Annotated in this window: 13 protein-coding genes, 1 tRNA gene and 1 pseudogene; 10 read left to right on the plus strand and 5 right to left on the minus strand. The window is 63.6% G+C overall.

The window, feature by feature from the left end:
- The first annotated feature begins 95 nt into the window (after nucleotides 1-95).
- Nucleotides 96-1,940: a DNA helicase RecQ gene (recQ, locus tag EN807_RS06350; protein WP_135934305.1), complete on the plus strand. Its 1,845-nt coding sequence runs from the start codon at nucleotides 96-98 to the stop codon at nucleotides 1,938-1,940.
- A 160-nt stretch (nucleotides 1,941-2,100) separates the two neighbouring features.
- Here the strand turns inward: recQ and EN807_RS06355 are convergent, their stop codons facing one another.
- Together EN807_RS06355 and EN807_RS06360 are read right to left on the minus strand one after the other, a co-directional pair.
- Nucleotides 2,101-2,424 carry a hypothetical protein gene (locus EN807_RS06355; protein ID WP_128343153.1) on the minus strand — a complete coding sequence of 108 codons (324 nt, stop codon included), beginning with the start codon at nucleotides 2,422-2,424 and terminating at the stop codon, nucleotides 2,101-2,103.
- 104 nt (nucleotides 2,425-2,528) lie between these two features.
- Nucleotides 2,529-3,445: pseudogene (locus EN807_RS06360) on the minus strand (alpha/beta hydrolase).
- Nucleotides 3,446-3,637: 192 nt separating this feature from the next.
- On the opposite strand from EN807_RS06360, the gene EN807_RS06365 reads away from it, so the two are divergent.
- Nucleotides 3,638-4,618, plus strand: a complete 981-nt coding sequence (locus tag EN807_RS06365) for a Tim44 domain-containing protein (RefSeq protein ID WP_135935797.1) — start codon at nucleotides 3,638-3,640, stop codon at nucleotides 4,616-4,618.
- Between the two features lie 24 nt (nucleotides 4,619-4,642).
- Here the strand turns inward: EN807_RS06365 and EN807_RS06370 are convergent, their stop codons facing one another.
- Together EN807_RS06370 and EN807_RS06375 are read right to left on the minus strand one after the other, a co-directional pair.
- Nucleotides 4,643-5,284, minus strand: coding sequence for a class I SAM-dependent methyltransferase (locus EN807_RS06370; RefSeq protein ID WP_135934306.1), 642 nt, complete (start codon nucleotides 5,282-5,284; stop codon nucleotides 4,643-4,645).
- A gap of 153 nt (nucleotides 5,285-5,437) precedes the next feature.
- A tRNA-Ser gene (locus tag EN807_RS06375) sits at nucleotides 5,438-5,527 on the minus strand.
- 331 nt (nucleotides 5,528-5,858) lie between these two features.
- Between EN807_RS06375 and EN807_RS06380 the strand changes: the two genes are divergently transcribed.
- From EN807_RS06380 to EN807_RS06390, 3 genes are all read left to right on the plus strand, one after another.
- Entirely contained in the window at nucleotides 5,859-6,545 is a 687-nt protein-coding gene (locus EN807_RS06380) for a 50S ribosomal protein L21 (RefSeq protein WP_135934307.1), read from the plus strand.
- A 100-nt stretch (nucleotides 6,546-6,645) separates the two neighbouring features.
- A complete protein-coding gene (gene rpmA / locus EN807_RS06385; RefSeq protein ID WP_023678077.1) occupies nucleotides 6,646-6,915 on the plus strand; it encodes a 50S ribosomal protein L27 in 270 nt (89 codons plus the stop codon).
- Between the two features lie 118 nt (nucleotides 6,916-7,033).
- Nucleotides 7,034-7,621 carry a GNAT family protein gene (locus EN807_RS06390; RefSeq protein WP_135934308.1) on the plus strand — a complete coding sequence of 196 codons (588 nt, stop codon included), beginning with the start codon at nucleotides 7,034-7,036 and terminating at the stop codon, nucleotides 7,619-7,621.
- A 175-nt stretch (nucleotides 7,622-7,796) separates the two neighbouring features.
- Here the strand turns inward: EN807_RS06390 and EN807_RS06395 are convergent, their stop codons facing one another.
- Nucleotides 7,797-8,666: an endonuclease/exonuclease/phosphatase family protein gene (locus tag EN807_RS06395; protein WP_135934309.1), complete on the minus strand. Its 870-nt coding sequence runs from the start codon at nucleotides 8,664-8,666 to the stop codon at nucleotides 7,797-7,799.
- A 114-nt stretch (nucleotides 8,667-8,780) separates the two neighbouring features.
- Here EN807_RS06395 and obgE point away from each other — a divergent pair, with 114 nt between their 5' ends.
- The 5 genes from obgE to EN807_RS06420 all read left to right on the plus strand — a co-directional run bounded on the left by obgE (nucleotide 8,781) and on the right by EN807_RS06420 (nucleotide 14,341).
- Complete coding sequence (gene obgE, locus EN807_RS06400; protein ID WP_135934310.1) at nucleotides 8,781-9,809, plus strand: GTPase ObgE; 1,029 nt, start codon at nucleotides 8,781-8,783, stop codon at nucleotides 9,807-9,809.
- 2 nt (nucleotides 9,810-9,811) lie between these two features.
- Nucleotides 9,812-10,975, plus strand: a complete 1,164-nt coding sequence (gene proB / locus EN807_RS06405) for a glutamate 5-kinase (protein ID WP_135934311.1) — start codon at nucleotides 9,812-9,814, stop codon at nucleotides 10,973-10,975.
- A 3-nt stretch (nucleotides 10,976-10,978) separates the two neighbouring features.
- Complete coding sequence (locus tag EN807_RS06410) at nucleotides 10,979-12,262, plus strand: glutamate-5-semialdehyde dehydrogenase (RefSeq protein ID WP_135934312.1); 1,284 nt, start codon at nucleotides 10,979-10,981, stop codon at nucleotides 12,260-12,262.
- A 59-nt stretch (nucleotides 12,263-12,321) separates the two neighbouring features.
- Nucleotides 12,322-12,954: a nicotinate-nucleotide adenylyltransferase gene (locus EN807_RS06415; protein ID WP_245485831.1), complete on the plus strand. Its 633-nt coding sequence runs from the start codon at nucleotides 12,322-12,324 to the stop codon at nucleotides 12,952-12,954.
- 91 nt (nucleotides 12,955-13,045) lie between these two features.
- A complete protein-coding gene (locus tag EN807_RS06420; RefSeq protein ID WP_135934313.1) occupies nucleotides 13,046-14,341 on the plus strand; it encodes an MFS transporter in 1,296 nt (431 codons plus the stop codon).
- The last annotated feature ends 77 nt before the right edge of the window (nucleotides 14,342-14,418 follow it).

Consider the following 14,418-nt stretch of genomic DNA (forward strand, 5'->3'; position numbering starts at 1 on the left):
ATCTGCAGATTCGCGGGGGAGTTGTGGCAGGTCACATCGCAAGTGGCCGTTCCCACGCTACCTTTTCGAGCGGCGCCGATCATAGAAATTCCCTGATGCAGGTAGCGGCGGCGAGCGTCCCGGCGGATGATCCCAAGCGGCGCGTCCTGAAGGACGTGTTCGGCTTCGATGATTTTCGTCCTGGCCAGGACGTTGTGACGGAGGCGCTGCTGGCCGGGCGTCATGTGCTGGCTGTCATGCCGACCGGCGCTGGCAAATCGCTCTGCTACCAGGTCCCGGCGCTGGTGCTGGGCGGGCTTACCATCGTCGTTTCGCCACTGGTGGCGCTGATGCAGGACCAGATCGCCGCATTGCGCCTTGCCGGCGTGACGGCAGATACGATCAATTCCTCGCTCGACCGCGAGGCCAATGTCGCGGCATGGCGCCGCGTGGCCTCAGGCCAGACACGCCTGCTCTATCTGGCGCCGGAGCGGCTGATGACCGAGCGGATGCTCGAGGCGCTGGCCAGGCTCGACATCCGGCTGATCGCTGTCGACGAGGCGCATTGCATCTCCCAATGGGGTCCGGCCTTCCGGCGCGAATACGAAGAGCTGTCGCGGCTGCGCGACATTTTCCCTGATGTACCGATCATTGCGCTGACGGCGACAGCCGACGAGACGACGCGCACCGATATCGCCGCACAGCTGTTCGCCGGGAAAGTCGAAACCCTGGTGCTGGGTTTCAACCGGCCGAACATCAAGCTTGGCATCGAGGCCAAGCAAGACAGCAAGCGCCAATTGCTGAGCTTCGTGCAGCGCCATGCCGGCCGCAGCGGCATCGTCTATTGCCTGTCGCGCAAGAAGACGGAAGAGATGGCGGCGTTCCTCGAACGGAACGGCCTGCGCGCGCTAGCCTATCATGCCGGGATGAGCAAGGACGCGCGTGAAGCCAATCAAAACGCTTTCATGACCTTGTCCGGCGTCGTGATGGTCGCGACCATCGCCTTCGGCATGGGGATCGACAAGCCTGACGTCGCTTATGTCTTCCATACCGATCTGCCGGGCAGCTTAGAGGCCTATTATCAGGAAATCGGCCGTGCGGGCCGCGACGGGCGGGCTGCCGAGGCACATATGCTCTTCGGTCTCGGCGATATCCGCATGCGGCGGCTTTTCATCGACGACGAGGACGCGCCGGCGGAGCATAAAAGACGCGCGCATGGCCGGCTCGACACGCTGATCGGTTATTGCGAAACGGCCCAGTGCCGTCGCCAGATCCTGCTTGGCTACTTCGGCGAAACAGCAATGCCTTGCGGCAATTGCGACAACTGCCTTGACCAGACGCCGCATGCGGATGGCGAGGCGGAGGCGCGGATCGTCTTTGCGGCCATCGCGCAGACCGGCGAGCGCTTTGGCGCTGCCCATATCGTCGACGTTCTGCTCGGCCATGAAACCGAAAAGGTCCTGGCCAGGAACCACCACAGGCTTGCCAGCTTCGGGACCGGTGTGGCGCACAAGAAGGATGTCTGGCTGTCCTTGGTCCGCCAACTCGTCGCGGGAGGATTTCTGACGTTGGACTCAGGCGGCCATGGCGGCCTCGCCATCGCCGAAAAAGGTCGTGAGCTGGCCCGTGGCGACGTCTCGTTCCGGTATCGCGTAGAGGTGCGGAGCCGCGCGTCGCGTGGTAAGACGCGTCCCATCCCGGATGCTGCCGCGGGCACGGAAGACCTGGATACCGCGCTCTTGGCCACGCTCAAGGCGGTTCGGCTGCGCCTCGCCCGGGAGCGCCAGGTGCCGGCCTTCGTGATCTTCTCCGATCGTACACTGATCGATATGGCCGAACGCTGCCCGCGCGACCTCGACGCCTTCGCCGCAGTCAACGGCGTCGGCGCCGCGAAGCTCAGGGAATTCGGTCAGATCTTCCTCGGCGCAATCGCTGCGCACCAGTCCGGGGTGTCGGCCTGAAGATTGCATCAAGGCGATCGTGCCGACGGGTAGCCACTTAGAGCGGTTCATCGTTTCACGGAAACGCCGAACCGCTCTATCTCTTTGTTTTTGCGCAATTCCGGACGGAAAACCGTTCACACTTTTCCTGGAATTGCTCTAGACCACTGCGGCGGCGCAATCAGCACTTGCTTCGTCTCACCGCCGCGATCGCCGCCTCCTGCTGCCGCAGCTGCTCGATTTTTGCGCTCTGGCGGGCAGTGACGGCAGAGGCGACACGCCGGGCGCCCCATAGCCAGTCCGGAATATTGCTTTTCGCGACTTTGCCCCGAGTGATCGCTGTCGCCGACATCTCCTTGGCGACTTCGCCCATGGCCACGTTGAGTTCGACGCAGCTCATCCTGTTGTATTTCGCGGCATCAAAGGATGCGTGGAAGGGCGATGCGCAACTTCCGATAAATACGAAGCTGCAAATCAGGGGCGTGGCTGCAGTGATCGCCTTCATTTTTTATCAAGCAGGTTTGACGCCGACCGGGCGAATATCAGAGGGTTCTGGATCCCGGGCCGCGGAGCGTTCCCGAGGTTTTGCGTAACGGAAGCATGTGACCTCTACAATACTCTGTTCGACGCGTCATTCCCCCTATTATCCTCGAAGAACTTCGAGAGAGCCGCTCCGGTCTGGTGAGGGTGCTCTTCGGGAAAGAAGTGCCCGCCCGGAACAGGGCTTCCTTCAACGCTGTCGGCCCATTTTCTCCAAATAGCCAGCGGTCCACCTTCCCGTGCATACCAGGTCTCAAGGCCGCCTTCGCTACTCCACAGTGCCAGTAGCGGGCACTCAATGCGACGACCATTTGCCTGGTCCGCCACGTCATGCTCACGATCGATCGTGGCAGCGGCCCGATACTCTTCGCAAATCGCATGAATATGAACGGGATCGCGAAGCGCCTCGACATAGGCGTCCCTGACCTGCGCAGAGAACATCTCTGCCGGCGACCCCCACTGCACAATCGCATTGTCGACGATGGCATCGGGCGCGGCGCCTATCAGTCGCTCCGGCAGAGGCTCCGGTTGCGCAAGAAGGCTCCAGGGCCAGAAGGCGAGAGCCAGTCTGGCGTCCGCCCTATCCCACGCGGCGGCGGTGGGGATGACGTCGAGGACCGCGATCTTGGAGATTTCATCGGGGTGATCGAGCGCCAGGCGACCCGCCCGCCACGATCATGTCCAGCAACCATAAACTGCTTAAATCCCAGCTGTTTCATGACTTGAACCATGTCGCCGGCCATGGCGCGCTTGGCGTATGGGCTATGATCGGCAGAGGAGACCGGGCACCCGCTTTGCCCATAGCCTCGAAGATCGGCGGCGACCACCGTAAAGCGGGGCGCCATTGCTGTGGCGATATCCCTCCACATCAGATGCGTTTCGGGAAAACCATGAAGCAGCAGCAGCGGCGGGCCGGTTCCGCCGACCCTTGCGAAAATGGTCGTGTCGTCCAGTTGCAAGCTGGTGGCTCTGAAACCTGCAAACACCGTTCGTCTCCCTCGGCGTGCCTCAGGCGACAACGCACAAGGTGGCAGAAGGATCACGGTAGGCTGCCGTGTCTGGAGTCGAGGCGGCCCTGGAATTCTCCTCAATGGCTAAATATGGAAGGTGGGCCCACTGATATTTCGATCGGCGCACCCCATATGAGCGCGAAGAGTATCGCCTAGGGATTTGCCATGATGATTTCGCGTTCGAGCCGGTTTGCAGTTTTGTTTGCAGGACTGTTCCTGGCATTGTCCATGGTCACGGCCGATTACGCCGAGGCGCGGCGTGGCGGCAGCTTCGGCAGCCGCGGCACGCGCACGTTCCAGTCGGTCCCGCCGACCAGGACGGCGCCACAGCCGGCCGCGCCGGTCGAGCGCTCGATGACGCCCAATACTGGAACGAACAATGCGGCCCGCCAGACGCAGGCACCCCAACGACCAGGGCTCTTCAGCGGCCTCGGCGGTTCGATGATGCGCGGCTTGCTGCTCGGCGGCCTGATCGGACTCCTTTTGGGCCAAGGGTTCGGCGGCTTGGCTGGCATGTTGGGCCTGCTGCTTCAAGGGCTGCTGATCGGCGGCGCGATCATGCTGATCGTCCGCTTTTTCCGGTCGCAATCGGCACGTAGCCAGGCGCCCGCCATGGCCGGTATTCCGCGGAGCATGGGGAACTTTGGGCGAAACGCGGCAGCCCAGCCCGAGTCGGACAACGTCTCGTCTTTTCCCATTCCAGGTATCGGATCCGGATTTGGCCGGACGGCTCAAGCCGCCGATGAAATTACAATGACACAGGCCGACCTCGACATATTCCAGCAGCGGTTGACGGAGGTTCAGGAAGCATTCGGGCGCGAAGATCATGCTGGCTTGCGCCGGCTGGCGACCCCCGAGATGGTGTCGTACCTGTCCGAAGAACTTGCCGACAATGCCAAAAAGGGCATCAGGAATGATGTCTCGAATGTCAGCCTGTTGGAGGCCGATATTGCGGAGAGTTGGCGGGAAGATGATCGCGACTACGCGACGGCTGCGTTGCGCTATGAGTCTCACGACGTGATGCGCGATCGCGCCAGCGGCAAGATCGTCGCGGGCGAAACCGATCGGCCGACGGAAACAACCGAACTGTGGACCTTCACCCGCCAGAACGGTGGCGACTGGAAACTCGCAGCAATACAGCAACCCTGACTGATACACTGCAGCCGCGGCCGTTCAGGTCCTCTTGCTCGCCACGATGTAGGGACGATTGTCGTTGCCCTTCGTTGCGTGGCTTTCAGTGGCAAGGACGTCGAAGCCCGCGGCAGATATATGCTGGCTCAGGTCTGCAGCGCGAAAGACGCCAGCATAGGGTGCTTTGCCGATCGCGCGCATCGCGGGCAACAAGGCAAGCCGGATGAGTGGGTTCATATCGCCGACGCAAGGTGTCTTGGAGATAAACAGGCCCTCCGCCGCAAGCAAGGCGTGGATGTGGCGCAGCGTGCCAGGCAGGTCGCGGACCAGATGGAGATAGTTGAATCCCAGAACCGCGTTAAACTGCGCCGCGTCAGGCGTAAGCGCTTCTACGGTCGCGGTGCGGAAGACAAGCGCCGGGATGGGGCCAGCGGCGTGTTTCTCATTGGCAATCGCGATCATTCCAGCGGAAATATCCGTCGCAAGATAGTCTTGAACATCGCCCGCGAGCCGGAGCGCGGTCGTTCCTGTTCCACAGCCCAGTTCCAACACCCTGTCGCCTGGTTCAAACAGGGCGCGGGTCCGGTCCAGCGTGCGCTCATATCCGGCCTGATCTGCAATCGCACCCATGGCGTACTTCCGTGAACTCCGGTCCCAGAAACGGGCGTCGCTCGCTATGCTCATGGTAGTTGCTCCTCAGATCGCGACCTTGCCTATTCGGCATTAAGAATGGTCGGAGGCGAGTCATGTCCGCTCAAGTCACGCCCCGCAGAAGCTCGTACGGCTATCGGCGGTGATTGGGTAGCTATCTCGCAGAATAGCCTAGAATCGGCGGAATGGCGGAGAGGGAGGGATTCGAACCCCCGATGGGCTTGCACCCATGCCGCATTTCGAGTGCGGTGCATTCGACCACTCTGCCACCTCTCCGCGGTCATGGTCCGCCGTTGCCGGCGCGGCGCACTAGATAACGGCTGGGCGGACAGGTTACAAGGGCCAATCTGCCTGATATCAGGCTTCTCTGAGGGCCGTATGGCTCGTTCTTCGACACCTTCGCCGCCTGCGCCACGGCGGCGGCTTGCTTTCCGTTTGCTTCGGCCGTTTGCCTTGACTTGCGCCCAGCCTTCGGTTAGGGACAGCGCGCAATCGGCGTGGAGGGTTCTTCCGCGCCGCTTGCTTTTTGAACCCGCAGACTGACAAAAAGACGGCCGAACCGCCTGAAGCGGTTCATCAAGGCCGACCGAACAGCGAAAGGCAAAAAATGTTCGCAGTCATCAAAACGGGCGGCAAGCAGTATCGCGTTGCCGCCAACGATCTCCTGAAGATCGAAAAAGTCGAAGGCCAGGTCGGCGATATCGTCGAGATCGGCCACGTGCTCGCGCATGGCGAGGGCGAGAATGTCACGTTCGGCGCGCCGTTCGTCGACGGCGCCTTGGTCACCGCCGAAGTGGTCGAACAGGGCAAGAACCGCACGGTCATCGCCTTCAAGAAGCGCCGCCGGCAGAATTCGCGCCGCAAGATCGGCCATCGCCAGCTTTTGACCACCGTGCGGATCGCCGAGATTCTGCTGGGTGGCGCCAAGCCGACGAAGAAGGCCGCGGCCAAGACCGAGCCGAAGGCCGAAGTTGCTGCAAAGACCGAGGCGAAGGCTGAAGCCGCGCCGAAGACCGAAGCCAAGGCAGAGGCAGCGCCGAAGAAGGAAGCCAAGGCAAGCGAAACTGCCGCGCCGCTGTTCAAGGCGCCGAAGGGCGAGCCGGACGATCTGACCGTGATCAAGGGCATCGGCCCGGTTGCGGCCGGCCAGTTGAACGAGCAGGGCATCACGACCTTCGCCCAGATCGCCAAGCTGTCCGACAAGGATGTCGCCAAGATCGACGAGCATATGCCGTTCAGCACCGACCAGATCACGGACTGGCGCGAGCAGGCCAAGGAATTGGCGAAGAAGTAAAGCGGCCCGGCGCGATCGTCGCCGGTTCGGACTTGAAACGGAACGCGAACGCGTTCATAAGACCTTTTAAGCGCCCTTGCGGCGCATCGGAGTTAGTTAGATGGCACACAAGAAAGCTGGCGGTTCGTCGCGCAATGGTCGCGACTCCCATTCCAAGCGGCTCGGCGTGAAGAAGTTCGGCGGCGAAGCCGTGATTCCGGGCAACATCATCATTCGTCAGCGCGGCACGACGTGGCATCCCGGCACCAATGTCGGCATTGGCACGGATCACACGCTGTTTGCGCTCGAAGCTGGCGCAGTCACCTTCAACAAAAAAGCCAATGGCCGAACCTACGTATCGGTGAACCCGATGACGAAGGCCGCGGAGTAGCCGGTTCCGTACGAGAACACCGGCACCCATCTCGGGAACCGGTGTCTGGCCAAGCCAGGAAATGGATCAGGGGAGATGGGTTTCCATCTCCCCTTTTTCTTGTGCCTGGAGGACTGACATGGTTGCCGAAGCGGAAGACACAGACGGTGAAAGTTACGCGATAGATTGCCCGGTGCTCGCGACCGAGCGGCTGGTCCTGCGGGCGCCGCGCGAAAGCGATATCGAGCAACTGGTGGTGCTCGCCGACAACCGCCACGTCGCCGAAATGCTGGCCCGCATGCCGCACCCCTATGGCGAGGCCGAGGCACGCGCCTTCCTGGCGATGACGGCATCGCGCCGGGCCGGGATTGCCTATGCCTTAACGCTGGCCGGTACCGAAACCTTCGTCGGCTGCGCCGGCCTCAACACCACCGATCGCGGGCTGGAGCTCGGCTACTGGATCGGCGAGCCCTACTGGAAGCGCGGCTATGCGACGGAGGCCGCGCATGCGCTCGTCGACCTCGCCTTCCAGAAGACGGCGATTCAGGTGCTGCATGCCTCGACGCGGGTCATCAATCCGGCCTCACGCCGGGTCATCCACAAATGCGGCTTCCAATATGCCGGCCAAGGCATGCTGAACTCGATCGTCGCCGGCCAGGTGCCGGTCGAGCGCTACCGCCTCGATCGCAGGACCTGGACGAGCCTGCGAAACTGGGTGCACTTCTAGGCATGTTGAAATTCAGGTGAGGCCGGCCTGCAAATGCCGGTTTCCTGCACTTCCGGTGCTCACGTACTTCAAGTACGCTCCGCTCCGGTTCTCGAAAACCGTCATTTTCGACTCGGCCTGACCTGAATAGCAACACGCCTAGGTGCCGGGCCTCGCAGCATAGGTCAAAAGCCGGTCAGCCGAGCTCGACCCAGACCGGCAAGTGGTCCGAACCGACCGCTTGCCGGTCGACCCACAGGCGCTTCAGCGATTTGGCCAGCGAGGCGCTGGTGAAGACATAGTCGATGCGCTTGTAGCGGCTGGCGTCGTCAGGTCGCTTGGGGTCGATCCAGGAGACGAGATCGGCGCCTGCGGCGGCAAGGCGCAGAGCTGTATCGACGGCAAGGTCGGCGGTCATGGGTATGCCGAATTCGTGATCCAGGCGGCCGGCGAGTTCGACATATTCCGGCGATCCGGCCAGCATGTTGAAGTCGCCCATGACGACGAAGGCTTCGGGATAGGGCAGGTCAGGCAGGCCGACCTCGGCAAGCCCCGACAGCGCGCCGCCCTCGATCCCATAGTTCAACAGGCGCTGGCGCAGAAACCGAATCTGGCTGGCGCGTTCGACCGGGCTGCGATGGTCGAGATGGGTGGAATAGAAGCGAATGAAACCAAGCGGCGTCTCGATCAGCGCCTCCAGCGCGCCGCGCTGGAAATTCATCACTTCGAAACTGCGGCTGCGCGGCAAGAGGAGATTGCGCGACAGATGAACGGGCGTTTTCGACAGCACCATGTTGCCGAGCTGGAAGGTGGTGGTGATGGCGCGGCCGTTTTCCAGGCGCGAGCCGACATTGGCCTCGAAATTGCTGCCATAGACGGCGAAGTATTCGGGCAGCGCCTCGCCGAGCTCGGCCACCATGTCGCGGCCGCCATTGTTGGGGTTGTTGCGCGAGACCTCCTGCAGCGCGATCACGTCGGCGCCGCGCACGGCATCGGCGATGCGGCCGACATCGTAGCGGCCGTCGAGGCCGACGCCGTAGTGAATGTTGTAGGTTACGAGCTTCATTGCGACTCCGGCCATGTTCATAAACAGCCTCGCCCTTCGCCCCGCCTTGGTTTAGAGCAGTGCCGAACGTTTAGAGCAATGCCGCAAGGCCACTAGCAGAAACTCAGCAATCCGATGAAATTTCTCGATCAAGCCAAGGTCTACATCCGCTCGGGCGACGGCGGCGCCGGTTCGGTGTCGTTCCGGCGCGAAAAGTTCATCGAGTTCGGCGGTCCGGACGGCGGCGACGGCGGCCGCGGCGGCGATGTCTGGGTGGAGGCGGTCGATGGGCTGAACACGCTGATCGACTATCGCTATCAGCAGCATTTCAAGGCCAAGACCGGTACGCACGGCATGGGCCGCAACATGACCGGCGCCAAAGGCGCCGACGTCACGCTGAAAGTGCCGGCGGGAACGCAGGTCTTTGCCGATGACAACGAGACGCTGATCTGCGACCTGACCGTGGTTGGCCAGCGCTTCCTTTTGGCCAAGGGCGGCAATGGCGGCTTCGGCAACCAGCATTTCAAGACCTCGACCAACCAGGCGCCGCGCCGCGCCAATCCGGGTCAGCCGGGCGAAGAGCTCAACATCTGGCTGAGGCTCAAGCTGATTGCCGACGCCGGCCTGGTTGGCCTGCCCAATGCGGGCAAGTCGACCTTCCTGGCCGCCGTGACCGCGGCTAAGCCGAAGATCGCCGATTATCCCTTCACCACGCTGCATCCGGGCCTCGGTGTGGCCCGCATCGACGGGCGCGAGTTCGTCATCGCCGACGTTCCCGGCCTGATCGAAGGCGCGCATGAAGGCGTCGGCATCGGCGACCGTTTCCTTGGACATGTCGAGCGCACGCGCGTCCTTCTGCACCTCGTCTCCGCGCAGGAAGAAAATCCGGGGAAGGCTTACAAGACCGTGCGCACCGAACTCGACGCCTATGGCCATGGGCTGGTCGAGAAGGTCGAGATCGTAGCACTTTCCCAGGTCGACACGCTCGATGCCGACGCGCGCAAGAAGAAGGTTGCTTCGCTGAAACGCGCCGCCGGCCGTGCGCCGATGCTGCTTTCGGCGGTCACCGGCGAAGGCGTGGAGGCGGTGCTGCGCGCGCTGATGGGGGTGGTGGCCGAGGCACGCGACGCTGTCGCCGCTCCGGTCGAGACGCGCTGGAGATAGCGATGGCCGCGCAGTCGCTAAGAAAATACCGGCGCATCACCGTCAAGATCGGCTCGGCGCTGCTTGTCGACCGCACGACCGGCCTGAAGCGCGACTGGCTGGCCTCGCTTGCCGACGACATCGCCGTGCTGGCCGAAGGTGGCGCCGAGATCCTCGTCGTGTCGTCCGGCGCCATCGCGCTTGGCCGCACCATTTTAGGCCTCGGCAAACGGGCGCTGAAGCTCGAGGAGAGCCAGGCGGCCGCCGCCGTCGGCCAGATTGCATTGGCCGGCGCCTGGTCGGATGCGCTCAGTAAGGGCGGCCTGAAATCGGGCCAGATCCTGCTGACGCTCGGCGACACCGAAGAACGCCGCCGCTACCTCAATGCGCGGGCGACGATCTCGACGCTGCTCAAGATGAAGGCGGTGCCGGTCATCAACGAGAACGACACTGTGGCGACCTCCGAAATCCGCTATGGCGACAATGACCGGCTGGCCGCGCGGGTGGCAACGATGATGGGCGCCGACCTGCTGGTGCTGCTCTCCGACATTGACGGGCTCTATACGGCACCGCCGGCGCGCGACCCGCAAGCCCGGTTCATTCCTGTTGTCGACCGCATCACTCCCGAGATCGAGGCGATGGCGGGTGCGGCCGCGTCGGAGCTTTCGCGCGGCGGCATGCGCACCAAGCTCGACGCCGGCAAGATCGCCACCGCCGCCGGCACCGCCATGGTCATCACATCAGGCACCCGATTGTCGCCGCTGCTGGCGATCGAGCGTGGTGAGCGGGCGACGTTCTTCCGGCCGAGCGCCAATCCGGTCAAAGGCTACAAGACGTGGATCGCCGGGCAGCTCGAACCGGCTGGCCGGCTGACCGTCGATGCCGGCGCCATCGGCGCGCTGCTGTCGGGCAAGTCGCTGCTGCCGGCCGGCGTCAAGCTGGTCAGCGGCAATTTCTCGCGCGGCGACACGGTGGCGATCCTGTCGCCCGAGGGCCGCGAGATCGCGCGTGGACTGGTTGCCTATGATGCCGTCGATGCCGTAAGGATCGCTGGCTTGAAAACAGCCGAGATCGAAACGGTGCTTGGCTACGAAGCGCGCTCGGCGATGATCCACCGCGACGACCTTGTGGTGAACCATTCGGGTGACCAAGTAGGGGCCGGTGAGCAAGTAACCAGCGGAGGATGAGCCATGCTGAAGCTGCATGAAAAATCCCGGGACACTGCCGCGCTGATGGCCGAGATGGGCCGCCGCGCGCGGGCCGCCGCGCGACCGCTGGCCGTCGCCTCGGCCGAGCGCAAGCACGCCGCTTTGATCGCCATGGCGCAGGCGATCCTTCGCCGCGAGCAGAATATTCTCGATGCCAATGCCACCGATATCAGGAATGGCGGGGAGTCCGGGCTGTCGGCGGCGTTGATGGACCGGCTGAAGCTCGATCCTGCCCGGATCCGTGCCATGGCCGACGGCATCAGTGAAATCGCCGGGTTGCGCGATCCGGTCGGCGATGTCATTGCCGCATGGGATCGGCCGAACGGCCTGCATATCGAGCGCGTGCGCACGCCGCTCGGCGTGGTCGGCGTTATCTACGAGAGCCGGCCGAACGTGACGGCCGATGCCGGCGCGCTCTGCCTGAAGGCCGGAAATCCGGTGATCCTGCGCGGCGGCTCGGATTCGCTCAACTCCTCGGCGGCTATCCATGCCTGCCTGGTCGAAGGGCTGAAGGCGGCCAAGCTGCCGGAGGACGCCATCCAGCTGGTGCCGACCGCTGACCGCGCCGCCGTCGGCGAGATGCTGAAAGGGCTTTCCGGCAATATCGACGTCATCATTCCGCGCGGCGGCAAGAACCTGGTCGAACGCGTCCAGAACGAGGCGCGGGTGCCGGTCTTCGCCCATCTCGAAGGCATCTGCCATCTCTACATCGACCGCTCGGCTGATCTCGAGATGGCGGTTAAGATCGCGGTCAACGCCAAGATGCGGCGAACTGGCGTCTGCGGCGCGGCCGAGACGCTGCTGGTCGACCGCGCTGTTGCCTCCACCCATCTGGTGCCGACCCTCGAGGCGTTGCGCACGGCAGGGTGCGAAATCCATGCCGACGCCGAGGTGCTGAAAGTGTTTGCCTATGCCAAACCGGCGAGCGACGCCGACTGGGTGAGCGAATATCTCGATGCCATCATCGCGGTAAAGCTGGTCGACGGCGTTGCCGGCGCGATCGAGCATATCGAGGCGTTCTCCTCGCACCATACCGAGGCGATCATCGCCGAGGATGCGAACGCCGTCGAACGGTTCTTCAACGAGATCGATTCGGCGATCCTTCTGCACAACGCCTCGACGCAATTCGCCGATGGCGGCGAATTCGGCATGGGCGCCGAGATCGGCATCGCCACCGGCAAGATGCACGCGCGCGGCCCGGTCGGTGTCGAGCAACTGACCTCGTTCAAGTACCGCGTGCGCGGGACGGGACAGGTGCGGCCTTGACGTTTTTTGCCGTTAGAACCTGAGGGCGCTACTCGTGTCAGAGGGGGGCGCCTAGCGCGATGCTGTCATCTTCCGAGCCCGCCGTCTCCTCCCACTACCTGAAGATGCCACATGCCGGAAAAGGCTTGGCCGTCGGGCTGTTCGGCGGTTCGTTCAACCCGCCGCATGCCGGCCATGCACTGGTCGCCGAGATCGCGCTCAGACGTCTGGCTCTCGATCAGTTGTGGTGGATGGTGACGCCGGGCAATCCGCTCAAGAGCGCGCGGGAACTGGCGCCGCTGGCCGAGCGGCTGCGCCTGTCCGAGCAGGTCGCCCGGAACCCGAAGGTCAAGGTCACCGCCTTCGAGGCGACCCATTATGTCCGCTTCACCGCCGACACGCTGGCCCTGGTCAAGGCGCGCAATCCGGGCGTCGACTTCGTCTGGATCATGGGTGCCGATTCCTTGCGCGATTTCCATCGCTGGCAGCGCTGGCGCCAGATCGTGATGACGTTTCCGATCGCGGTGATCGATCGCCCTGGCGCGACGCTGTCGTTCCTGTCGTCGGTTGTCGCCAAGACCTTCGATTACGCGCGTGTCGACGAAGGCGACGCGCCGCGGCTGGCCCGGATGAAGGCGCCGGCCTGGACGTTCATCCACGGCCCGCGCTCGTCGCTGTCGTCGACCGCGATCCGCAAGATGGCTAAGGGATAGGCGTCATCTTCTCCCACAGGGGAGAAGGGAAGACCGCTGATGTCGCATTTGCGGCTGCTTTTCCCTGATCCGTGGGCGATCCTGCGCGGGCATGACGATTCTCGAGCGAAGCCAGACCCAACGCGATCCGGCGCAGGGCAGCCCGCCAGCCCCGGCGATCGCCATTGCCAGCATCGTCGCGTCGATGGCGCTGGTTGCGGTCGGCAACGGACTGATGTTCGCCTATATCCCGGTCCGGCTCGGTGCCGAGGGCTTCGATCCGACCTGGGCCGGGCTGATCGTCACCGGCCTTTCGGCCGGCGGCCTGGCAGGCTGCATCTTGACCGGTCCGCTGGTGCGGCGCGTCGGCCATGCTCGCGCGTTCATGGTGCTGTCGGCGCTGATCGTGCTGTCGAACGCCGCCGTCGGGGCTGGGCCGCACCCGCTGTCGTGGATCGCGGCACGCGCGCTCTATGGCTTTGCCATATGCGGCCTGTTCATCGTCGCGCAAAGCTGGCTGAACGACGTCGTTGCCAACGCGATACGCGGCAGGGTCATGGCCTTCTTCTACGTCGCCTATGTCGCCGGGCTCGGCGTCGGCTATTCTACACTGGCGCTGATCGATATAAGGGCTGCGGACGCGCCCTTGATCGGCATCGCCTTCACCGCGCTGTCGATCCTCCCCGTTGGGCTGACGCGGCTCGCCCAGCCACCGCCGCCGCAGGCGGCGTCGGTCGCGCTTGGCCGGGCTTGGCGGATTTCGCCGGTGGGCGTCGCCGGCATGCTTGCCGTCGGCGGCCTGTCGATGACGATTTCGGGCTTCGCGCCGATCCATGCCACGGCCAAGGGCTACAGCCAGGCAGATGTGGCACTGCTTTTATCGGCGATGCCTGTCGGCACATTGATCCTGCAGATCCCGCTCGGATGGATTTCCGACCGCACCGACCGGCGATTTGTGCTGGTCGCCGCTTCGGCGCTTGCCATGGTGGCGGGCCTGTTCGCGCTCGGCTTCGATGGTGGTGCGCTGGCGGCGCTGGTCGTCATCTATGTGGTCTGGGCCGGCGCATCGGAATCGATCTATTCGCTGGCCAGCGCACATGCCGCCGACCGCGCCGGCAAGGACGACATGGTGGCGCTGTCCAGTTCACTGCTGTTTGCGTGGTCGCTGTCCGGCTTCATCGTGCCCGGCATCGTGACCGGGCTTTCCGCTGTCTATGGGACGCAGGCTTTCATCTATGTGGCCATCGTCATTGCCACTGGTTTTTGCCTGTTCGTGCTGTGGCGTGTGGTGGCGATTTCACCTGTCCCCGCCGCCGAAACCGGCAATTTCGCGCCGATGACGGCGCAGGCACCGCTGCCGGTAGACCTCGCTTTCCCAACCGAAGAACAGCGTCGCGCGGACAAGTAGACCTGGAGCAATTCCAGGAAAAGTGTGAACGGTTTTCCGTCCGGGGTTGCGCAAAAACAAAGAGATAGAACGGTTCG

The sequence above is a fragment of the Mesorhizobium sp. M5C.F.Ca.ET.164.01.1.1 genome (assembly GCF_004792125.1).
Classification (GTDB): domain Bacteria; phylum Pseudomonadota; class Alphaproteobacteria; order Rhizobiales; family Rhizobiaceae; genus Mesorhizobium; species Mesorhizobium wenxiniae.